The sequence below is a fragment of the Microbulbifer sp. Q7 genome (assembly GCF_001639145.1).
Lineage (GTDB): Bacteria > Pseudomonadota > Gammaproteobacteria > Pseudomonadales > Cellvibrionaceae > Microbulbifer.
On record NZ_LROY01000002.1, the window covers coordinates 1,927,963 to 1,951,808 of the forward strand.

14 protein-coding genes are annotated in these 23,846 nt (G+C 58.2%); 4 read left to right on the forward strand and 10 right to left on the reverse strand.

Annotated elements, in window-relative coordinates:
- Positions 1–31: 31 nt before the first annotated feature.
- Together AU182_RS13770 and AU182_RS13775 are read right to left on the reverse strand one after the other, a co-directional pair.
- On the reverse strand, positions 32–3,529 hold the full coding sequence (locus AU182_RS13770; protein ID WP_066966350.1) for an EAL domain-containing protein: 3,498 nt from the start codon (positions 3,527–3,529) through the stop codon (positions 32–34).
- Positions 3,530–3,605: 76 nt separating this feature from the next.
- Entirely contained in the window at positions 3,606–5,705 is a 2,100-nt protein-coding gene (locus AU182_RS13775) for an ATP-binding protein (RefSeq protein ID WP_082859522.1), read from the reverse strand.
- 599 nt (positions 5,706–6,304) lie between these two features.
- On the opposite strand from AU182_RS13775, the gene AU182_RS13780 reads away from it, so the two are divergent.
- From AU182_RS13780 to nagX, 4 genes are all read left to right on the forward strand, one after another.
- Positions 6,305–7,447, forward strand: coding sequence for a fatty acid desaturase (locus AU182_RS13780; RefSeq protein ID WP_066966353.1), 1,143 nt, complete (start codon positions 6,305–6,307; stop codon positions 7,445–7,447).
- 194 nt (positions 7,448–7,641) lie between these two features.
- On the forward strand, positions 7,642–8,100 hold the full coding sequence (locus AU182_RS13785; protein ID WP_066966356.1) for a hypothetical protein: 459 nt from the start codon (positions 7,642–7,644) through the stop codon (positions 8,098–8,100).
- Between the two features lie 262 nt (positions 8,101–8,362).
- The gene (locus AU182_RS13790) at positions 8,363–11,494 is read left to right on the forward strand and encodes a glycosyl hydrolase family 18 protein (protein ID WP_066966359.1); all 3,132 of its coding nucleotides are present in this window, start codon (positions 8,363–8,365) and stop codon (positions 11,492–11,494) included.
- A gap of 264 nt (positions 11,495–11,758) precedes the next feature.
- Positions 11,759–12,856: a transmembrane glucosamine N-acetyltransferase NagX gene (nagX, locus tag AU182_RS13795; RefSeq protein ID WP_066966362.1), complete on the forward strand. Its 1,098-nt coding sequence runs from the start codon at positions 11,759–11,761 to the stop codon at positions 12,854–12,856.
- A gap of 357 nt (positions 12,857–13,213) precedes the next feature.
- On the opposite strand, the gene mutT is transcribed toward nagX, so the two are convergent.
- From mutT to AU182_RS13835, 8 genes are all read right to left on the reverse strand, one after another.
- On the reverse strand, positions 13,214–13,633 hold the full coding sequence (gene mutT, locus AU182_RS13800) for an 8-oxo-dGTP diphosphatase MutT (protein ID WP_066966366.1): 420 nt from the start codon (positions 13,631–13,633) through the stop codon (positions 13,214–13,216).
- The gene (gene argJ, locus AU182_RS13805) at positions 13,633–14,829 is read right to left on the reverse strand and encodes a bifunctional glutamate N-acetyltransferase/amino-acid acetyltransferase ArgJ (protein ID WP_066966371.1); all 1,197 of its coding nucleotides are present in this window, start codon (positions 14,827–14,829) and stop codon (positions 13,633–13,635) included. The genes mutT and argJ overlap by 1 nt, the downstream gene beginning before the upstream one ends.
- A 94-nt stretch (positions 14,830–14,923) precedes the next feature.
- Complete coding sequence (gene secA / locus AU182_RS13810; protein WP_066966374.1) at positions 14,924–17,671, reverse strand: preprotein translocase subunit SecA; 2,748 nt, start codon at positions 17,669–17,671, stop codon at positions 14,924–14,926.
- A 172-nt stretch (positions 17,672–17,843) separates the two neighbouring features.
- Positions 17,844–18,782 (reverse strand): M23 family metallopeptidase, encoded by a 939-nt coding sequence (locus tag AU182_RS13815; RefSeq protein ID WP_066966376.1) that lies wholly within the window; start codon positions 18,780–18,782, stop codon positions 17,844–17,846.
- A 240-nt stretch (positions 18,783–19,022) separates the two neighbouring features.
- Positions 19,023–19,934 (reverse strand): UDP-3-O-acyl-N-acetylglucosamine deacetylase, encoded by a 912-nt coding sequence (gene lpxC, locus AU182_RS13820; RefSeq protein WP_066966379.1) that lies wholly within the window; start codon positions 19,932–19,934, stop codon positions 19,023–19,025.
- Between the two features lie 486 nt (positions 19,935–20,420).
- Positions 20,421–21,629 carry a cell division protein FtsZ gene (gene ftsZ / locus AU182_RS13825; RefSeq protein WP_066966382.1) on the reverse strand — a complete coding sequence of 403 codons (1,209 nt, stop codon included), beginning with the start codon at positions 21,627–21,629 and terminating at the stop codon, positions 20,421–20,423.
- A gap of 63 nt (positions 21,630–21,692) precedes the next feature.
- Positions 21,693–22,928 (reverse strand): cell division protein FtsA, encoded by a 1,236-nt coding sequence (gene ftsA, locus AU182_RS13830; RefSeq protein ID WP_066966386.1) that lies wholly within the window; start codon positions 22,926–22,928, stop codon positions 21,693–21,695.
- Positions 22,929–23,020: 92 nt separating this feature from the next.
- Positions 23,021–23,845 carry a cell division protein FtsQ/DivIB gene (locus tag AU182_RS13835; RefSeq protein WP_227718274.1) on the reverse strand — a complete coding sequence of 275 codons (825 nt, stop codon included), beginning with the start codon at positions 23,843–23,845 and terminating at the stop codon, positions 23,021–23,023.
- Position 23,846 lies beyond the last annotated feature (1 nt).

Consider the following 23,846-nt stretch of genomic DNA (forward strand, 5'->3'; position numbering starts at 1 on the left):
CTCGATCCGGAGCGGGCCGCAAAAAGCCCGCTCAGACTTCGGTCTCGACCTCTTCGATAGCGCCCAATTTTCCCTGGCTACCACTGCTGACCCTGCGCGCTTGCAGCTTTGCAATAACGCCGCCGGGAACCGAGGCCAGCACCTCATCCAGCGGTTTTGGGCGGCCAATGTGATAGCCCTGCAGCAGATCCACACCAATTTTCCGCAATCGGTCGGCCGCGCCAACATCTTCGACAAATTCGGCAATGGTACGCGCATTCAATCGGTGGGCGACCTGGTTAATCGACTCCACGATCATCAGGTCGACAAAATTCGACTCCACCTGCCGCACAAAACTCCCGTCGATCTTGATGAAATCAATGGCAAACGCCTTGAGGTAATTGAAGGAACTGAGGCCGTTGCCAAAATCATCCAGTGCTATCTTGCACCCCATACTTCGCAGGGCGGTGACAAATTCACTGGCGTTTTCCATTTGGTTGATCATGGCCGTTTCGGTGATTTCTATTCCGAGACGTGCACTGGGAAGTTCCGCCTGCTCCAGCAACGCAACAAACTTCTCCTGAAAACCCCGGTCACCAATCGCCTCTGCAGACAGGTTCATGGCAAAACTAAGGCCACTGGCCGCCGCCAGCTTGGCCTTGTTGCATAAAAATTCATGCATAACCCAGTGGTCGATCTGCAACATCAGACCATAGCGCTCTGCAGCGGGAATAAATGCACTGGGAGCAATCAGTGTGCCATCCACGTCCACCATCCGCACCAGTAACTCATGGTGGCTGATCCGTGTTGGATCCTGAGCATCGGCGATCGGCTGCGCAAAAAGCTGCAGTCGGTTTTCATCGAGCGCCTCGCGAATGCGCGAGGCCATATGGATTTCGCGATGCTGATCGGCGGCCGCGCTGCTATCCGCCTCGTACAGCATGACCACGCCGCGCCCCGCATGCTTTGCAGAATAACAGGCGACATCGGCCTGACTCATCAGATCAGCCACCTGGTTATTGTCCCGGCGCACTTCCGTAAGGCCCACACTGGCGCCCACATCGAACACCCGTCCGGCCCAGGGAAAACGCAGCGCAATAATTTTTCGCACTAACTGTTCGCAGCGCAAAAGGCCCTGTTCCTTGCTGCAGTCGCGCAACAAAATACCGAATTCATCACCGCCCAGCCGCGCCACGCAATCGGTCTCCCGCAACTGGCCCTTCAGAAAGCGCGCCACATTGCGCAGCAGCGCATCACCCGCTTGGTGGCCGGCGCTATCATTAATCACTTTGAAGCGATCAAGATCCATGTAAGCCAGGGTGTGTACCAGGTCGCTGTTGCGCACCGAGGCAACCGCCTCCAGCAATTCCCGCCGGAAGGCTTCACGATTAGGCAAATGCGTGAGATCGTCGTGGTGGGCCTTGTAGCGAAGCTGGCGAATCAGGCGGCGGGTTTCCGTTACATCCTGAAACACCAACACGGCACCGAGCACCTGGCCGCTGGTACTGCGCAGTGGCGACGCGGAACACTTCACGTCGTAGCTGTTGCCGTGACGGTCGTGCAACACAGAACTCTCCGCAGAGCCAAACGGCATAACATGGTGCAGACATTCCTTCACCGGGCTCTGCACCCGTTGCCCTTCCCGTCCGTTGGACAACTGCAATACATCGTCGATATCACGCCCTTGCACCTCGCCGAGGGTCCAGCCAGTGAGCTGCTCGGCCACCGGATTCATGAACGTGATCTGGCGGCGGTTGTCTGTGGCGATCACGGCATCCGCGATGGCGTCCAGGGTTACCTGCAGGTGCTCTTTTTCCTCTTCCAGCGAACGCGCCATCCGCTTGTTATCGGTAATGTCCCGCAAGATACCGATCAGGCGCACCGGTCGCCCGTCTTCAGACCACTCCATCACACGCGCCGATTCATGAATCCAGCGCTCATCACCAGCATCCGTACGCACCCGGTACTGACACTCGATATCCATTACCTGGCCACTGAAGTGGGCCAACTGTGCGCGCAACAGCTGGTCGCGATCCTCCTCGACCACCCGCGCCAGCCAATCCTGCCGACTGGCCAGCTTTTCCGCATCAATACCAACTCCGCTGCGCAACCAGTCGGAATAAAAGGTGTTTCCAGTCGCGAGGTCCCAGTCATACACCACCTGACCGGTTACGGTAAGGGAGAACTTCCAGCGCTCCTCGGCTTTTGCCAGCTGCGCTTCACTGCGTTTTCTCCAGTCGATGTCCTCAACCTGCACCACGGCATACAGGGGTTCATCACTCGCTCCGCGGGCAAGACTGCACGACCAGTGCCCCCACGCCCGCTCACCGCTTTTGCACAGAAACCGCCACTCGGCGTCCTGTATATAGCCCTGCTCGAAATTGAACAGCGGGTCCCGGCGATCGTTCCCGGTGCCGTGTTGTGGTAACGGCCCATTGGCCTGCTCTTCTGCGGGTGCAATGACTTCGCGAATATCCAAACCCCGCAGTTCAGCTTCCGAGTAACCGATAAACCGGCAAAAACTCGGGTTGGCCTGAATAATCCGGTTATCCAGCGACACCAGCAGCATGCCAATGCGCGATGCACTCATGGCCGCGCGGAAACTGCTCTCCATTTCAATAATGCGCTGACTGCGCTTGCGCTCGACACTCGAGGCCACCGCCATCACGTAGGCCGGAATCACAGCGGCATACAGCGGCAAAAATCCCAGCGGGCTGCGTACCGCCTGCAGGTGTTCCGGCAACCAACTGCTGCCGTTGATGAGCACTACCAGGAACACCAGTACTGCGGTAAACACCAAAAACAGGGTCTGGGGCAATGTCAGGCGGGACGCTGCCCAGATCAGCGGCAGCGCAACAAAGACAAACGGATACGGCACAAAGCACAGGATGGCCAGGATACACGCCAGCGAAACGACGGAGACTAAACACAAGCGGGCCAACGGCCGCGGCGCAAGCCAGTCCGAGCGTGTGCTGAAGTTGAGCAAATGAAGAAACGGCAGGAATACACTGATACCGACGGTATCCGCCAAAAACCAGAACAGGAAAACATCACCGAAGGGCAGCCCGCGAAACAGGGCTGCGATGGTCGCGCCCACACCAGCGCCCGCCAGGGTCGACAAAACAGCGCCGAAGAAAAGAAACCGCAACCAGCGCAACACGCTGCCAAAGAAATCGCCATCCGCACAGAAAAAGCGCAGTAGTGCGGCCCCTGCCAATGACTCGACCAAGCCCGCCACGGAGTACAGGAATGCGATATGCCACTCAAGGCCACTGGCTAAGGAAGCCGCTGTGCACCCAGCGAAAGCGGCGAGCAACAGCAGCATCCAGTCCCGGTAGGGAAAACGATAAAGCACGGCGATGGTGAGCGCATCGGCAAGCCAGATCGCGGCAATGCCATCGCCAGTGGAGAGAAACCTTTTGCACACATAGGCAAGGCAAAAGTTGCCTACGAGCAGCAGTAAGGCCACCGCAAAATGATTGGCTCGCGCACCGTCAAGCCCAACAGTTGTCTGGGGCGGATTGACCCCGCCAGGAAAGCGAACGGACATCGACCAAACTTCCTTTTGGCTGGAATTATTATTGTTGAGAGCCGAGCACTCAGGCTGCCTCAGTCACCCTTCGAATTCACTGAACGGAAGATGGCCCGGTGGCAACGCCGCTGCCAGGCTCACCATTCAGGGACAGGCAATAGCGCAACCCTTCCGCCAGTATCTGGAGGTCGTAGCTCGTCGGCACACAGACATCCAGGCAATCGCTGCACTGATCAACCACCCCCATCAGGGGTATAGCTGCGATTGTCTTGTCACCGCGCACAATCGCGGAGAACTCCTGCAGGGATATTCCCGGCAACTCGCCATCCACGACGATCACATCGGCGGCGCCGGTGCGGGCGCCAAAGATGGCTTTCATCGCATCAGTTGCCACCTGCAGCTCCACCTGTTGCGCCGCTGACAGCACCGCTTTCATCCGGCTCGCCCAGGCTGACCTGGCCGTGACATACAATACGCGGCAGGCAGGTAACGCACTGGTGTAATCGGGACGGGCCGCCATCTGCAACACTTCACAGGGGGCATCGTTCATCATGAATTCAACCCAGAATACCGAGCCCTGCCCCTCTTCACTGTCGAAACCGATGCGCCCACCCATGGCTTCGGTCAACTGCCGGGCAATGGCAAGGCCAACGCCGGTACCTTCAATTTTTCCCTGCTCTGCCCCCAGGCGGTTAAACGGCTCAAATACATGCGCCTGCTGACCGGCCGCGATGCCACTGCCGGTGTCGAGCACACTCATGCGCAACCAACCCTCGGCCTGCGGGGAAAAGGTGATCACCACACGTCCGTTTTCGCGATTGTACTTGATCGCGTTGCCCACCAGATTCAGCACCACCTGCTTGAAGCGGATGGGATCCGCGAGCACATAGGCATGCTCCCATCCCAGCGGCTCGAAGGTGAGCGACACTTTGCGGGTTTCGGCCAAGGGCTCCAGTAACTGGCGACAGTCGGCCACCAGCGCTGCAGGTTGCACGGGCTCGATCGACGGCGCCAAGCGATTACTGTCGATGCGGGCCAGGTCCAGCACGTCGCCAACGAGATGCAGCAGGTGCTGCCCGGCTTTGCGAATTTCCGCCAGGCGCCGGCGCTGATCCGGATTCAGGCTCTGGTCGAGCTCGACCATCTGGCTGTAGCCGAGAATGGCGTTCAGTGGCGTGCGCAGCTCATGGCTGAGGCTGGAGATCAGATCCGCCCGGTCCCGGCTCTCCTGCCGCAACCTGCCCAGTTCTTCTTCCAGCTTGAGCTGTTTCTTTTTTCTCGCCGTAATGTCCTGCAAGGTGCCCAGCACCCGAATTGGCTGACCGGCGCTGCTGTGTTGCACATTGCCTCGGCACCGCACCCAAACGACCCCGCGCTCCCGGTGCTTGAGTCGAAACTCGATATCCAGCGGCAGTTGCTCGCGCACGTTGTCTTCCATTGCCTGTTTTACATCGGGATAGTCATCCTCGACCATATGGGTCTTCCAGCGCGCCAGCGCTGCGCGCGCATCCGACTCACTCTGGCCGCGGGAATACCCCAGCATGCGCCAGCAGGCGTCATCCAGAACAACTTCGTCCACGCGCAGATCCCACTCCCACAGGCCGTCGCCCACCGAATCCAGCGCATAGTGAAAACGCTCACCCGAAAAATAGGAAAGAGAGCGGGACGAGAGGGACTCACTGTAATCGGTGCAACCACCAAGGAAGAAACGGGCGCCGGAGGGAGCAGTAAACGCGCGTGCCCACAAACGCAGCCAGACCGGCTGTCCGTCTCGGCCGTAGGCACGGATCGTGGTATCGACAAAGGTGCCCTGCTGGCACAGCCGGGCACGCAGCGCCAGAAGCCCATCGCGATCATCGGAGTGAACCAGGGCCAGATCACCGCTCCAGACGCCGGATAAGGCTGCTTCGGGGTCCCGGTGCAACTGCAACCAGAGATTGCCGGTCGCACGCTGGACACCACTGTCCGGGTGCCACTCCCAAACGCCCCGATTGGCACTCAATAGCAGGCTGTGCAGGTAGCGCACCTGGGTGAGTGCCTGCGTTGGCTGCAGTCCATCCAGCTCGCCAGGGGTGGCGAGGCTCAGGCGGACCGCCTGGGGTCGGGAAAGATCGGAATTCGACACGCTATTGCCGTCACTGTTTGCCGTCAGAGCCGTTACTGCCGTGGGCGCCAGCGCGGTGCCGGCCCCCATGAGCATTCGGGAAACATCGAAGGCTAGTGAAGCACTTATCAGCGGATAAAAAAAGGCCCCGCAATGCGGGGCCCAAAATAGCGATGATGAGAGAAAACGGGAAGTCACGCATTATTACAATTGCCATAACCCGTGATGGATTCCCGGAGCGCAGGCCAATTGGCCTACACAGTAGATATAGCAATCGGTGTGCCAACTTTTAAAATCGCGCTACAAATCGTCTAAAATCCACAAATCGCGCAAAGTTTCATCAGTGCAGACCGCTGGCGCAAAAAGTTTCCGCACCTCCGAGGGAACCATAGCGACGTTATGACGACAAAATGACAGCGCTTGACCCAAGGGCGAACGCGCGAACACGCTCTTGCACCAAAATAACGCATTATGCCGCTCGAAACCGGATAAACTGACTAACCATTCTCAAATCGCGCGCTCTCGTCCCTTTGTGCGGATGTCGAAAGCGCCCATCTGCGGTAGCATCTATCCTCATTGGCCAAGCCAAGACGTGCACCCACCGCTGCCAAACAGCGACGGCGCACCTCGCTACCCGGGTCCGCCAATGGGCCCACATGAATTAGAAAGGCTCTAACAAGGTTGTAAGTATGAAAGCAGTCCCCGAAGCCCCCCGAATCTGGCTGACAACCATTCTGTTTGCCAGTACCGCCCTGGTGGCTCTGGTGCTCGTCCCCCTCTACGGTGTTCTGGTTGGCTACCACTGGTACCAGTGGCTGGCGTTTGCGGTTCTCGGCGCCTTCTGCGGCCTCTCCATTACCGCTGGCTACCACCGTCTCTGGTCTCACCGCACCTATGAGGCCCACTGGTCTCTGCGTCTTTTCTTTGCCCTGTTTGGCGCCGCCGCGCTGCAGAACAGTGCCCTGATCTGGTGTTCCGGTCACCGTCGCCACCACCGCCATTGCGACGACAACGACAACGACCCCTACTCCGCCAACCGCGGTTTCTGGTTTTCCCATATCGGCTGGATGCTGCGTGACTATCCCAGCGGAAAGGTCGACTTCGACAACGCCAAAGACCTGCAGCGCGACAAAATCGTGATGTGGCAGCACAACCACTACGTGCCCATTACCGTCGCCATGAATGTTGGTGTTCCGCTGGTTCTCGGCCTGCTGACGGGTGACGTGCTCGGTATGTTACTGCTGGCCGGAGTGCTGCGTATCGTGGTCAACCACCACACCACGTTCTTCATCAATTCACTGGCCCACATCTGGGGCCGCCGCCCTTACACCGACGAAAATACCGCGCGGGATAACGACCTGCTCGCGTTCTTCACCTTTGGTGAGGGCTACCACAACTACCACCATATCTTCCAGACCGATTACCGCAACGGCATCCGCTGGTATCACTGGGATCCGACCAAATGGCTGATTAAAACTGCCAGCTGGCTGGGTATGGCGCGCAACCTGAAAACAGTGCCGGCAATCCGTATCCAACGGGCCATGCTGACCATGCAGTTCAAACGTGCGGAGCAAAAGCTCGAGCACTCGAAGCACCGGGAAAGCTGGAAGCAGCTGCTGGAGCGCGAGTCCCAGGATTTCTCTGCCGCTCTCGCAGAGTGGAAGGAATTGCAGCAACAGCGTTATGAGAACGCGCGCGAGCGCCTGCTGAGCACCTGGGAAAATGCCGCCATCCGCACCCGGGTGAAGGAGCTTGAATACAGCCTGAAGATGCAGCGTAAACGCCTGCAAATCATGATGGAACAGTTCCACCTGGCGCCAGCCACGGCGTGAAAATACACAAGGCGATCCCCCGGGATCGCCTTTTTTGTATCTGCCGGGTTACCCAGGCACCGGCGTTGGCGTCCAGAAGGAGGACTTGAACGCCCGCGGATATGCACTATAACCATTAAAGGAACCTGCCAGTTCCCCTCCGACGGCCCCGTTGAGAAAACTATAATTGAGTTAACAACAGAGAAGGCGCAGAGATGAAGACGTTCAAACAGGCCCATGAAGTTCTCAAAAACGCCCAGAAATTCCACCTGGACATGGCCGGTGTCTACCAGCAACTACTGGAAAATGCGCAGGACAACCGCACCCAGCTGTTGCTCAAGCACCTGTACGAGCATGAGCTGCGGATGGCAAACAACCTCAAGAATTACGGTGCGGTGGCGGAGCAGAAGGTCATGCAGACCTGGCTGCAGTACACCAACGAAGAGTCCGCCGGCGATCTGGTAAAGAACCTGTACCTGAGTGACAAGCCGAGTATCGAAGAGATCAACAAGCTGGGGCAGGAGGTGGATCGCTACTTCTCCGAGCTTTACCACTCGGTTTACGGGTCCATCGAGTCCGCCGAGGTGAAAGAGATCTTTGAAAACCTCAAGCACATTCAGGACAAAGAGCGTATTACCCTGTCCATGGCCACAAACTCCCTCTGGGATATGTAACGCGACCGTCGCCTTTCACCGCTTTCTTCACATTTCACCCATAATCCGCGTCATCCTGTGACGCGGGCGCTGTGACGGGGCTCGCAAAGCCAGGTCAAATTGCACGAATTTGGCGCACCCTTCTACCAAAATCACTCTTTCCCAAATTTCCCGTGTTGCTTGAAACAGTTTCCGTTGCTATTTTGACAGCGATGTCATTTAGCGGCGCCGAGGTTTAGCGTCGTATTTCTATAAAAATAATCTGCCGCAAGGTGAACATTATATGATCAGCAACAAGCTCAGGCTCGGTCTGGTGGCCGCTGCCATGCTCTCCGCAGGACACAGCTATGCCGCCGTCGACTGCACCCCCCTCCCGGTCTGGGAAGCGGGCCCCGCCTATTCCGGCGGGGACCAGGTCCAGTACAACGACAACGCCTACGAGGCCAAGTGGTGGACCCAAAACCAGAACCCCGAACAATACTCCGGCCAGTATCAGGAGTGGAAACCGCTCGGCGCCTGTGGCGACGACGTGAATCCGCCGCTGACGCCGCCTCAGGGCTCGATTAGCGCACCGACCGCCGGGGCCACTTTCAGCGAAAATGACAGCGTTGTCTTCAGCGTTTCCGCCACCGATTCCGATGGCCAGGTGACTTCCGTCGAATTTTTCGTCGACGGCGCGCTTGTCGCCACCGACTCGACGGCACCCTGGGAGGCCACCTGGAGCGCAGTGCCCGGCCAACCCAGCCTCACCGCGCGTATCACCGATAACGACAGCCTCAGTACTACCACCGCGCCGGTCTCGTTCACTGTCGAAGAGGACGTGGTGATTGGCCCAGTGGCGCCAGAGGTAAGCCTGACCGCGCCCGCCAATGGCTCCAGCCACACCACCGGCGACATCCTGGCCCTTACCGCCAGCGCCTCTGACAGCGACGGCACCATCAGCCAGGTCGCCTTCTATGTGGACGGCGACCTGATCAGTACCGACACCAGCGCGCCCTATAGCGCCAACTGGACTGCCACTTTGGGCAGCCACACCCTCTCCGCCGTGGCCACCGACAACGATGGCCTGGAAGCCAGCGCGGAAGCAGCGATTTCCGTTCAGGATGAACAGATTGCTACCGGCGATCATCCCTGTCGCCCGGACGGCCTGTACACCACCCCCGGCACCGCGCCCAACTATTGCGACATCTACGATGCCGAGGGCCGCGAAGACATGGGGGCGGATCATCCCCGCCGTATCATCGGTTACTTCACCAGCTGGCGTAACGGCGCCAACGGCCAGCCCAGCTACCTGGTGAAAGACATCCCCTGGGGCAAAATCACCCACATCAACTACGCCTTCGCCCATGTAGCCAGCGATTATTCGGTATCCGTGGGCAACACCAACGATCCCGGCAACCCGGCCACCGGCATGGAATGGCCCGGCATCGCCGGCGCGGAAACCGACCCGGACTACCCCTACAAGGGCCACTTCAACCAGCTGTCCAAGTACAAGGAGCAGCACCCGGAAGTGAAAACCCTGGTCTCCGTGGGCGGCTGGGCCGAAACCGGTGGCCACTTCAATGAGAACGGCGATCGCGTGAACGATGGTGGCTTCTACACCATGACCACCAATGCCGATGGCAGCATCAACCACCAGGGCATTGAGGCCTTCGCCAATTCCTCTGTGGATTTCATTCGCCAGTACGGCTTCGACGGTGTGGATATCGATTACGAATACCCCACAAGCATGAACGACGCGGGCAATCCGATGGACTTCGGTATCGCCAACCCACTGCGCGGCTCGCTGATGGAATCCTACGTTGAGCTGATGCGGGTACTGCGCGAGAAGCTGGACCAGGCGGGCCAGGAGGACGGCACCCACTACATGCTGACCATCGCCTCCCCCTCTTCCGGCTACCTGCTGCGCGGTATGGAAACCATGCAGATCACCCAGTACCTGGATTACGTCAACATCATGACCTACGACCTGCACGGCGCGTGGAATGAATATGTTGGCCACAACTCGGCGCTGTTCGACAACGGCAACGATCCGGAGCTGGCGGCTGCGAGCGTCTACAGCACCTCCCAGTACGGTGGCATCGGCTACCTGAATATCGACTGGGCGGTGAAGTACTTCCGCGGCTCCATGCCCGCAGGCCGTATCAACGTGGGCATCCCCTACTACACCCGCGGTTGGCAGGGCGTATCCGGCGGTGACAACGGTCTCGGCGGCTCCGCAGCGCTGCCTTCCCAGTCCGAATGTCCGGAAGGTACCGGCGGTGCAGCGGACTGCGGACACGGCGCCATTGGCATCGACAACATGTGGCACGACCTGGACGAGAACGGCAACGAAATGGGCGCCGGCTCCAACCCCATGTGGCATGCCAAGAACCTGGAAAATGGCATTCTCGGCAGCTACATCACCGAGTACGGCCTGGACCCGGCCAACGACCCGGACGACGCACTGGTAGGCACCTATGTGCGTAACTACGACAGCGTTTCCGAAGCGCCCTGGCTGTGGAACGCACAGAAGAGCGTATTCATCTCCACCGAAGATGAAGAGTCCATGGACGCCAAGGTGCAGTACGTGATCGACCAGGGTGTCGGCGGCATCATGTTCTGGGAGCTGGCCGGCGACTACGACTGGGATGCGGCCAAGGGCGAGTACTACATGGGCGACACCCTCACCACCCTGGCTTACGACAAGTTCGCCAACGCCAGCGACTATCGCCACCTGCGCACCGACCGCGTAGTGCCTAGTGAGGCACTGGATATCAGCATCGAAGTCACCGAGTTCAAACTGGGCGACCAGAACTACCCGCTGAATCCGAAGCTGTACCTCACCAACAACACCGGTGGTGTATTGCCCGGCGGCACCGTGTTCGAGTTCGACATGCCGACCTCCACGTCCAACATCATCACCGACCAGAGCGGTGCCAGTTTGGAAGTGATTGAAGACGGCGCCAATGCCGGCGGCGGCAACGTGGGCGGCCTGGAAAACGAATTCCACCGCGTACGCTTCAGCCTCCCGGCCTGGCAGGATTTGGCAGACGGTGAAAGCTGGGATATGACCCTGAACTACTACCTGCCGGTATCCGGCCCGCAGGCCTACACCGCGACCGTCAACGGCACCACCTATGCACTGGCGTTCGAATATCCGGACCTTCCGGTAGTCCAACTCAGTAGCGGCGGCGGTAGCTCTTCTGGTGGCAGTTCTTCTGGTGGCAGCTCGTCAGGCGGCGGTAGCGAGACCTGTGCCGACCTGAGCATCAGTACTTCTGGCCTCGTGACCTATCCAGAATGGCCGCGCAGCAACCATGCCGCAGGCGGTGACCGAATCATCCACGATGGCAGTGTCTTCGAAGCCAAATGGTGGACCCAATCGGTACCCGGCACTGCGGACGGCAGCTGGCAATTCCTCTGCTCGATTTGATCAAGCATTAAATGGATTTACCCGGCCGGCGACGCAGCGCCGGCCAACTCTCACAGGATGGACTGTTTGAAAAGTGTTTTAAAAGATCTCTCTGCGTTGTGACCGATAGGAACTCCTGTACAGGATTTGCTCCTATGTTCGCCCCGGCTCCGGCCGGGGCTTTTTTCGTTTCTGGCTGCCGTGATTTCATCGTTGCCGATGGCCTATCATGGCCCTTACAGAAAGCTGGGCTTACTCCCTCTAAATTGATTAGCAGTAACAATCATGACCAATAAAAAACAACGACTAGCCTCGGTAGATGCCCTGCGGGGCTTCGACATGTTCTGGATCATCGGGGGCGAGGCCCTGTTCCTGCCGCTGTTTGCGCTTACCGGGTGGACGATATTCCAATTCGGTCATGGACAGATGCAGCACACCCCATGGCATGGGTTCAGCTACTACGACCTGATCTTCCCGCTGTTTATTTTTCTCTCCGGCGTCACCCTCGGGCTTGCCAGCAAGTCTTTGCGGGGACTGCCCATGAGCCAGCGGACACCGGTGTATCGCAAGGCAGTAAAACGGCTTTTACTGCTGATTCTGCTGGGGGTTCTTTACAACCACGGTTGGGGAACGGGCATTCCGGCGGATCTCAGTGAAATCCGCTACGCCAGTGTTCTGGCCCGCATCGGATTCGCCTGGTTCTTTGCAGCCATGATTGTGTGGCACTTTGGCATTCGCACACAGTATGTGATCGCCGCGAGTATTCTTTTGGGTTACTGGCTGCTGCAGGCGGTTGCTGGCGACTACACACCGGAAGGCTCGGTAAACGCCTGGGTGGATCAACACTTCCTGCCCGGCATCACTTATCAAAACCGCCCCTACGACCCGGAAGGTGTTCTCTCCACCATTCCGGCGATTGCCAATGCACTGTTCGGTGTCTTCGCGGGCCGCTGGCTTAGCAAAAATGCGGGTGATCACGGGGCCATTCTCCAGGGGCTGTTTATCGGAGCCGCGGCCTGTCTGCTCGTTGGATTTTTATGGCACTGGATTTACCCGGTGAACAAGGAACTGTGGACCAGTTCGTTTGTACTGATCACCTGCGGTTGCTGCCTGCTTCTGCTGGGTATTTTCTATCTGGTTGTGGATATATGGCACTGGAAAGCCTTCACCCACTTTTTCTCGGTAATTGGTTGCAATGCGATTCTGGTTTATCTCGGTACCAGTCTGGTGAACTGGACATATTCGAGTAAGAGTGTGTTTGGTGGTATTGCTTCAGCCTTGCCCGAAGCGGCAGGGATTTTGGTGATTGCCTGTGGTGTGATTTTACTGCAGTGGTTGGTACTGCGATTCTTGTTCAAGCGTGGGATTTTTATTAGCCCCTGAGTTTCGGGGTCCCACTTAGACAGCTCGGTGGCGACAAAGCACTGGGTGTGGGTTTTCAGGACCGCTGTGAACCCATCCCTGGGCGCTTCGGCGCAAACATCCTGTTTGCGACGATCCTGAAAACCCACACCCAGCACTTTGTCTTAGATTTGAAATTCTCGCTTTTGAATAGGCTACATTGTTGAACGAACAATGCGCAGAGGCCGAAGCGAAAGTAAAGTAGCGGGGATTCGTTTTCGAAAGCGTCGGCGACAGGGACGTCGCCGACGCAGCGTACATGGATGTATTCACAGCGGTTTCGAAAACGAATACCCGCTGCTTTACTGCCCGCAACCCAACTAGTGGCACCTCGTACTTTTAAGAACCATGAAGGCCGCTCTTTTGTATCGCCTCGACAATTGGTTGATTAGCATCAGGAAAGTGGAAATCAGATAACTCCGAAACAGAAACCCAGGCCAGCTCCTGCCCCTCGACACCGCGCTCTTTTCCGCTGAACCGAGTAACGAACCAGGTGTCCAGGAAAACCTGCTTGTCCCCATAATCATGGCGAACTTCGATTAGCGGCTCCATGGCCTTCACTTCAATATCGAGCTCTTCTTTCAACTCGCGCGTCATCGCTCGCTGAATGGACTCACCGTCCTCGACCTTGCCGCCCGGAAACTCCCATCGGCCACCCATGTGCAAGTGATCAGGTCGCTTGGCCAACAGGATTCGGCCATCGGCGCCGAGAATGACACCGACCGCAACGTGAATATGTTTGATTGCCGACTCACTCATCAGGTGCGATATTCCGCATTGATGGTCACATACTCGTGGGAGAAATCGCAGGTCCAGATGTGTTCGCTAGCGTCACCCCGTTGCAAGTCGACCGTAATAGTGAACTCCGGCTGCTCAAAAATTTTCTGCCCCGCTTCCTCGGTGTAGCTGTCCGCGCGGCCACCCGCCTCAACAATCTGCACATCGTCGAGAAACACATCGATCTTGCTGGTATCCAGATTCTCAGCACCGGCGTTGCCGATGGCCATTACCAGTCGGCCCCAGTTCGGGTCGGAGGCGTACATCGCGGTTTTCACCAGCGGCGACTCGCCAATCTCAAACGCCATGCGCAACGCTTCTTCCGAACTCGCCGCATTGTTGACCTGAACCGTCACGAATTTGGTCGCGCCCTCACCATCTTTGACGATGGCCTGTGCCAGCTCGATATGCACATCGACGATGGCCGCTTTCAACTGCGCATAGGCCTCGCTGTCACGTTTGACTTCGGCTCCGGTGACGCCACTGGCAATCAGCACGCAAGCGTCATTGGTGGACGTATCCCCATCGACACTGATCCGGTTGAACGATGCCCCAACGGCCTCTTTTACCAGCGCATCCAGCAACGGCTGCGCAATACGTGCATCGGTGGCCACGTAGGCGAGCATAGTCGCCATGTTTGGCTGAATCATGCCTGCACCCTTGGCGATACCGGCGATGGTGATGGTTTCTCCGGCGACCTCCACCCTGCGACTGGCCGTCTTGGGGCGGGTATCTGTGGTCATAATGGCCTTGGCAGCGCTATCCCAGGCATCCGCCTTGAGGTTATCCACAGCAGTCGGCAATGCGTCGAGAATCTTTTGTACCGGCAAGTGCTCGCCGATCACTCCGGTACTAAATGGCAGTACCTGCTCCGCCTTGATACCCAGTACCTCAGCGACCCCCTCACAGCTCTGCTCGGCGGTTTTCAAGCCACGTTCACCGGTAGCGGCGTTGGCATTGCCCGCATTGATCAACAGGGCGCGGATATCCCCCAGGCGAATATGCTCTTTGGCAACCAGTACCGGCGCCGCACAAAAGGCGTTCTGGGTGAATGTCGCCGAGACGCTGGCGCCTTCGGCAATTTCGATCAATAGCAGATCGTCGCGCTGCCAGTTTTTAATTTTGGCAGGTACGGCAGAGAGACGGATACCGGGAATCGGGGGAAGTGGCGGCGCCATGCAATTACGTCCTTGAGCAATGTCAGTATGAGCGCGCATTATAAATAAAAAGGCCCGCTGGTAAGAGCGGGCCTTTTTGCGGATTACGCCGTGATCAGCTTGGCGTCGATGAGGTCAGCTTGCCGTGGCACTGCTTGTACTTCTTACCGGAACCACAGGGGCAGGGATCATTGCGTCCCACCCGTGGGCCGCGACGTGCCGGCTCCTGTGCCGCCGGCTCAGCAGCCGCTTCCACGTCAGGTATCGCAGAGGCCTGCGCATGCTGAAGCTCCAGCTGCTGGCGGCGCTGTGCCTCCAGACGGCGCTGCTCCATCTCCTCCATCTGCTCGCGGGTCATCGGCTCCACGTGGGCCAGTACCCGAATCACTTCGTGCTTGAGGTTATCCAGCAAACTCTGGAACAAGTGGAAGGATTCCCGCTTGAATTCCTGCTTGGGGTTTTTGTTCGCATAGGCGCGCAAACCAATACCCGCACGCAGGTGATCCATGCTGGACAGGTGCTCTTTCCACAGCTGGTCGAGGACCTGCAGCATCACCTGACGCTCGATCGTCGGCATCAGGCTTTCATCGCCGGTGCTTTCGGCAATACGCGCGAGCTTGTCTTGATAGCCCTGCTGCGCAGCCTCGACGATTTTCTCGCGCAGGCTTTCTTCGTGCAGGGTACGGTCTTCGTCCAGCCACTGCTGTACAGGCAACTGCAAACCGAGCTCACTCGCCAGCTGCTGCTCCAGGGCCGGGATATCCCACTGTTCTTCCACGCTTTGCGGCGGCACATGGCTCGAGATCAACTCGTTGACCACATCCTCGCGGATCGCGTTGATGGTATCGGTAATGCTTTCGGCTTCCAGCAGCTCGTTGCGCTGGGAGTAGATCACCTGGCGCTGGTCATTGGCCACATCATCGTATTCCAGCAACTGTTTGCGGATATCGAAGTTGCGACCTTCCACACGGCGCTGGGCCTTCTCAATGGCATTGGAAACCATGCGGTGTTCAATCGCTTCACCGCGCTCCATACCCAGCATCTGCATAAAGTTCTTCACCCGGTCGGAGGCGAAGATGCGCATCAGGTTGTCTTCCAGTGACAGGTAGAAACGGGTCACGCCCGGGTCACCCTGTCGGCCGGCACGACCGCGCAGCTGGTTGTCGATACGGCGGGACTCGTGGCGCTCGGTGCCGATGATATGCAGGCCACCGGCCTCAATCACCGTGGCATGGCGCTCTTTCCACTCCGCCTTGATCTTGTCGATCTCCTCCGCCGTCGCTTCACGGCCCTCGCGCTGCTGCAGCTCTTCGACTTCCGCTTCCCAGTTACCACCCAGCACGATATCCGTACCGCGGCCCGCCATGTTGGTGGCGATGGTCACGGTGCCCGGGCGACCGGCCTGGGCAATAATCTGGGCTTCTTTTTCGTGGAACTTGGCGTTCAGCACCTGGTGCTGGATCTTGGCCTTCTGCAGCATGCGAGACATCTCTTCCGAGGTCTCGATGGAAGCCGTACCCACCAGAATCGGCGCCTTTTTATCCCGGCAGTATTTGATGTCCTCGATGATCGCTTCGAGCTTTTCTTCCTTGGTGAGGTACACCAGGTCGTTCAGGTCTTGCCGCTGCTTCTCTTTGTTGGTGGGAATGACCACCACATCCAGACCGTAGATCTGGCGGAATTCAAAGGCTTCGGTATCCGCGGTACCGGTCATACCGGCCAGCTTGGGATAGAAACGGAACAGGTTCTGGAAGGTGGTAGAAGCCAGGGTCTGGCTCTCGCTCTGGATCTGTACGTTTTCTTTTGCTTCCAGCGCCTGGTGCAGACCTTCCGAGAGACGTCGGCCGGGCATGGTGCGTCCGGTGTGCTCGTCGATCAGCACCACCTGACCGTTCTGCACGATGTAATCCACATCTTTATTAAACAGTACGTGGGCACGCAGTGCCGCATTGACATGGTGCAGCAGGCCCAGGTTGCCGGGCGCGTACAGGGATTCATCTTCCTTCAGCAGACCCCCGCGCGTTAGCAGGTCTTCAATCAGCTGGTGGCCGTCTTCGGTCATTTCCACCTGACGGGTCTTCTCGTCCACCGTGTAATGGCCTTCGCCGCCCTCTTCACCGCGTTCCAGCTGGGGAACCAGCTTGTTCATCGCCATGTAGAGCTGCGAGGAATCTTCCGCGGCACCGGAAATAATCAGCGGGGTACGCGCCTCGTCAATCAGGATCGAGTCCACCTCATCCACAATGGCGAAATTCTGCGGGCGCTGGGTGCGATCTTCCTTGCGCAGAACCATATTGTCGCGCAGATAGTCGAAGCCAAATTCGTTGTTGGTGCCGTAGGTGATGTCGGCCTGATAGGCGGCTTTCTTGTCTTCCGGGTGCTGCTGGGATACCACGATGCCCACGGTCAGCCCCAGGAATTCGTATACCGGGCGCATCCAATTGGCGTCTCGGCTGGCGAGATAGTCGTTCACGGTCACGATGTGCACGCCCTTGCCCTCGAGCGCGTTCAGGTACGCGGGCAAAGTGGCCACCAGGGTTTTACCCTCACCGGTGCGCATTTCCGCGATGTGCCCCTCGTGCAGGGTCATACCACCGATCATCTGTACATCAAAATGGCGCATGCCAAGGGTGCGGTCACTGGCCTCGCGCACCGCGGCGAAGGCTTCCGGCAGAATCTGGTCGAGGGTCTCACCGTCGGCCAGGCGCTGCTTGAATTCATCGGTTTTGGCTTTCAGCGCGGTGTCGTCCAGCGCCTTGTACTCATCTTCCAGCGCGTTGATCTTGGTGACCATCTTGCGCATACGCTTGAGTTCTCGGTCATTTTTTGAGCCAAAGACCGTTTTTATCAGTTTGCCAATCATTATTCAGAAACCACATTAAAGCTGAGTGTGCCCGCGGGCCCGGGGCTGTGAGCCGCTGCGCGGAAAAGGTGCAAGTAAACAGGAAGGCGCCAGGCGCCGCAACCATGATTGAAGTTGCGGGCGCCACTACAGGATTACAAGTGTCCTGCCGCGCAATGATAGAGGATAGTTGTTATCTGCCGGTGCGGCGGATATAGGTGGCGGGGTCTACCGGGCGGTTGTTTTTGTACACTTCAAAATGGACGTGGGGGCCGGTGGAGCGGCCGCTGGAGCCCATCAGGGCAATGATCTGCCCCTTCTTCACGATATCGCCGACCTTGACCTTGAGCTCGCTGTTATGGCCGTAGCGAGTCTTGTAGCCATTGCCGTGATTGATTTCAACCAGCTGACCGTAGCCGTAGCGATCTTCCGCCCAGGTCACGACGCCCGCGGCCACCGAGACGACGTCGGAGCCATTCTTGCCAGCGAAATCCACCCCCTTGTGCCAGGAGCGACGCCCGCTGAAGGGATCGGTGCGATAGCCGTAGCGGGACGACATCCAGCCGCGGGTGATCGGACGCCCGGCGATAAACTGCTCATCCTGTAGCTGGCGCCGGGCCATAAGAGAGTCGAGTGTCGAGAGCTGCATCTGCCGGTCTTCAATCTGATCCGACAGGGCGCCAATGACCTCAAGGAATTCGGGGGGCTGATACGGCAGCTCGCTGCCACCACTGATACCCGGATCCTCCGGGCCTCCAAGGGCGGGGACACTGCCAAACTGGAATTCACCTTCGTCGAGCTTGGCAATGGTAGTCAGGCGCTCACCGAGCGCATCCAGACGGGTCAGGCGCGCCTGCATTTCCGCCAGCTTGACGGTGAGTGCAGTGAGCTGTTCACGGGCCTGCTGGTCGGCCTCCTGGATCTCTTCCTGCTGCTTGCGCAGCGCTTTGTTCCAGGCCTTGACCGCACGGGCGTCAAACACGTCGGATTCTTTCGCGGGGAGATTCGCACCCAGCCACAAGGCACCCACGGGCAACCCCAACAGGCAGAGACCGAGCAATGCTTTGCTCAGCCCTCCAAAGTTGAAGCTGCGGGAGACACCCCCACGCTCATTAACGAGAATAATTTTCATATCTGGCGTGCAAGAATTGCGACTATTTGTTGTTTTATATTAATTTTTCACCTGTTCAGGAGCTGCGGTGCTCCAACAGTGAAAGGGCTGTCGCTTCCTGCATTGCCCATGGCCATCCCCTTGGCCACTGACACCCTGTCCAGCATCGGGTGCTGTCAGGCTGCCTCAAAGATCACCGCGCCCGATCGGGGCACGTAAAAAAGCCGGCAAATTCTGTGCCGGCTTTTCCATTTCTGCCTTTTACACCGCCAAAATCGGCTTAACGTAAGAGATTGGCGCTTCCTGCTCATCCTCAAAGGTCACCATTTCCCAGGCGTCCTCCTGAGCCATCAGGGTGCGCAGGGACTTGTTGTTCAGCGCGTGGCCAGACTTGAACGCCTTGAACTCACCGATAACGCTGGTACCCAGGAGATACAGGTCGCCGATGGCGTCAAGAATCTTGTGCTTGACGAACTCATCTTCGTAGCGAAGACCGCCCTCGTTCAGGATTCGGTACTGGTCGATAACGATCGCGTTATCCACACTGCCACCCTGCACCAGGCCTTTGGAGCGCAAATATTCAATCTCGTGCATGAAACCAAACGTACGTGCACGGCTCACCTCTTTCACAAAAGAGGTGCTGGAGAAATCTACCGAGGAGCTGAGGTTGCGCCCCTGGAACACCGGGTGATCGAAGTCGATGGTGAAGGACACCTTGAAGCCGTTGAACGGCAGGAAGCTGGCCACTTTATCGCCTTCTTCCACGGTAACCGGCTTCTTGATACGCAGGAATTTCTTGGCAGCAGATTGCTCCTGAATACCTGCGGACTGGATCAAAAATACGAACGGGCCGGCGCTACCGTCCATGATCGGTACTTCCTGGGCGGACAGCTCGACAATCGCATTGTCGATGCCCAGCCCAGCCATGGCGGACAGCAGGTGCTCAACCGTGGCAATCCGCACATCCCCCTTCACCAGCGTGGTGGAGAGCAGAGTGTCGCCCACGTTTTCTGCACGCGCTTCAATCTCAACCACCGGATCCAGATCGACCCGACGGAACACGATGCCACTGTTTACCGGCGCCGGCTTCAGAGTCAAAACGACCTTCTTACCGGTATGCAGGCCAACACCCGTGGCTCGAATAGCATTTTTGAGAGTGCGCTGTTTGATCATCTATGTCTTGGTTCCCAATCGGTGAGCTGCGCACGAATCGCAGCGAGCCGGCGATAGTAACAGAAAAAATACGCCAAAACTACAAGTAACGCATCGGTCACAAATTGATCACACTTGTGGTCCAGGCCGAACTTCCAGTGCTTAGTCTTTAAAGCATAGCGCAGCGGGAAGACTGCAATGCCAAACCAGTGCACAGAAATGTAACTCGCGCGCGATTGGACGGCACTTCCCTCTCACTGTGGGTGCCATCACGCCAGCGGCGACACCAAGACCAAACAGTCACCGTAGCCTGGCGAGGCTCCCGTTGACTGATCTTACTCTCGACTTTCTGAATTCCCGATCCAATGGATCCGGACAAGGGGCACATCGCGCCCCTTCACCGGTGCCAGCAACTCGCGCACCGGAGCGGGCGGAAGCCCGGCAAACGCCGGGCAAGGACATGAGCAGATGGGTTCCGCCCCGCACTCCGGTGGGAGTGGGACGGGATCAGTCTGCCTGGCGACGCAAGAACGCCGGAATATCCAGATATTCCATATCCTGATCCGCCGGGTTCAGGGGCGGCATAGACCGCGGCTTGGAGCGATCACTTTCGACACGGCTGCCGCGCACATCCTGCGGTTCACGCGCGGTCTCGGCCGGTGCTGCCGCACGAGCGGCCTCACGCGCCTCTGGCCGACGCGTGTTATCCACCACCTTGGTCGGACGAGCAGCCTGGGCACTGGCTTCACCGAGACCGGCAGCCACTACCGTAACGCGCATTTCGTCGCCCAGCTTGTCATCAACCGCGGTGCCAATCACCACAGTGGCATCGTCCGAGGCAATTTCCTGCACAATCTGGCCCACTTCGGAGTACTCACCCAGGGTCAGTTCCTGGCAGCCTGCGTCTTCACTACCCGTGATGATATTCACCAGGATACCGCGCGCCCCTTGCAGGTTGACGTTGTCCAGCAACGGACTGCGAACGGCTTTCTCAGCCGCTTCGCGGGCGCGGTTTTCGCCAACCGCAGCGCCGGAGCCCATCATCGCCATGCCCATTTCAGACATAACAGTACGCACATCGGCGAAATCCACATTCATGATGCCCGGACGGATCATGAGATCGGCGATACCCTGCACCGCACCCAGCAACACGTTGTCCGCTTCCCGGTACGCAGCCTTCATGGTGATCTTGTTACCGAGCACCTCCAGCAGGCGATCGTTGGGGATGGTGATCAGTGAATCCACCTTGTCGCGCAGTTCGAGAATACCCTCTTCCGCAACAGTGGTGCGCTTGCGTCCTTCGATCATGAACGGACGGGTCACCACGGCCACCGTGAGGATACCCAGGTCCTTGGCGATCTCCGCAACAATCGGCGCTCCGCCGGTGCCAGTGCCACCGCCCATACCGGCGGTAATAAACACCATATCCGCACCGGTCAGCACTTCCGCAATGCGCTCGCGGTCTTCCAGTGCAGACTGACGGCCCACATCGGGGTTCGCTCCGGCACCCAGGCCGCGGGTGATGGTATTACCCAGCTGCAGAATGGTCTGCGCTTCTACATCCTTCAAAGCCTGTGCATCGGTATTCGCACAAATGAAGTCCACACCACCGACTTCGCTGGCGATCATGTGCTTGACGGCATTACCGCCACCGCCGCCCACTCCGATCACCTTGATGACAGGCTTGTCCTGTACGCTATCTACGAGTTCGAACATTGCTGTTCCCCTTTTTTGCTCATGTCCAAATTTAATTATCGATCCCGGTAATTATTTTCCGCTTCAGAGGTTGCCTCTGAACCAGTGTTTGACCTTATCCCACCACTGGTTCTCGCTGCGCTGAATCGTAGTATTACCCCGTTTATTGTCTTCCACCTTGATCGCGTACATCAGCAAACCAACGCCGGTGGAATAAATCGGGTTACTGACGATATCCGTCAACCCCGAAATTCCCTGAGGCACTGCCAAACGCACCGGCATATGGAAGATCTCTTCCGCCAGTTCCACAGCCCCTTCCATCTTTGATGAACCGCCGGTGAGTACGATGCCCGCGGCACACAAGTCTTCAAATCCACTGCGACGCAGCTCGGCCTGAACCAGGGTAAACAATTCGTCGTAACGGGGTTCCACCACTTCCGCCAGAGCCTGGCGTGACAAATCCCGCGGCGGCCGGTCACCCACACTGGGAACCTTGATGGTTTCCCCTTCGCGCGCCAGCTTGGCCAGTGCACAGGCGTACTTGATTTTCAGCTCTTCCGCATGCGGCGTCGGCGTACGCAGGGCCATGGCGATATCATTGGTCACCTGATCGCCCGCAATGGGGATGACCCCGGTGTGCCGGATGGAGCCCCCGGTAAAGACGGCGATATCCGTGGTACCGCCACCGATGTCCACCATGCACACGCCGAGCTCTTTTTCATCGTCGGTCAGCACGGCATAGCTCGATGCCAGCTGCTCGAGGATCACGTCTTCCACTTCCAGGCCACAACGGCGAATACACTTCTCGATATTCTGCGCCGCATTGACCGCGCCACTTACCAGGTGCACCTTGGCTTCCAGGCGCACACCGGACATACCCAGCGGCTCCTTTACGCCCTCCTGGCTGTCGATCAAGTACTCCTGCGGCAGCGTATGCAGAATCTTCTGGTCCGCAGGAATGGCCACCGCGCGCGCAGCGTCAATTACCCGGTCCAGGTCTTGTTGAGTCACCTCTCGGTCCTTGATCGCAACAATGCCGTGGGAGTTCAGGCTCCGGATATGGCTACCGGCAATCCCGGCGTAGACAGAGTGAATCTCACAGCCAGCCATCAGCTCCGCCTCTTCGACTGCGCGCTGGATCGACTGCACCGTGGATTCAATATTTACTACCACGCCCCGCTTCATACCGGTGGAGCGGTGGGAACCGATACCGACGATATTCAGCTCGCCATCTCCGGTGACCTCACCGACAATCGCGACGACCTTGGATGTACCAATATCCAGGCCAACGATCATGCGTGGTTCTGTTGTTTGCGTCATTGGATTTTCAACCTCGCTGGACTCTCGCGCCGACCCACATTGCACATGTCGGATCAGGGCCAGGCCCGGCTTTTTATCTGCCTATTTTGTTGTCAGTTTTCTGTTTTATCTTTCGTTTTCCATTGCACCGCAACTGCATTGTTATAGCGGGTATCAACCCCCACAATTTTTTGCAGATGCGGCGCCAGTACGCCCCGCGTCAAGCTGAGAAAGCGGCCCACCCGCTCCAGCAGCTCGTCGTGACCGAGCTGCAGGCGAATTCCGCTGACCAGCTCGAGTTGCCACCCCGCCAAATCGTCAAACGACAGACGGCGTACTTCCATATCCTTTGTGGTCAGCAACCCGGCCAGCGCCTGGTACTGCACCATGATTCGCTCCACCAGCTCCGCATCGCCGGCCAACTCCGGCAACCGCAAATCCTTCAAATTGTCTGGCCGGGGCAGCAAGTCGCCACTGGCAATGAGCAGCTGATCGCCACCCCAGATGGCGAGAGGCTCAGCCTCTTCCACCACCACTTCAACGCCGTTGGGCCAGCGGCGGCTAACCGCGGCATTTACAATCCAGGGGTTGGCCATCAGGGCCGCCCGCAACTCGCCAATATCCAGCGAGAAGAATCCGTTGCGTAAATATGGCAACAGGATGTCTTCGACCTCGCGCTCGGTGACAGCGCGGAAGGGCGCCTTGACCCGCACGTTTTCCAGCGCATCCACTCGGCTCAATTCCACCGCGGGCGCCTGCTGCCATAACCAACGGGCGCTATACCCAAGCCCCGCACCCACCATGACCAGAAAACCCAGCATCAGCAGCAATCGAAGGGGCCGCAGTCCCGTCGATGCATCGGCATTGGGCAGTGCACGCGCACCGCGGGGTGCCTGCTTGCCACGGCCCTTCTTCGGTTGGGCCTTTTCTCTCGCCAAG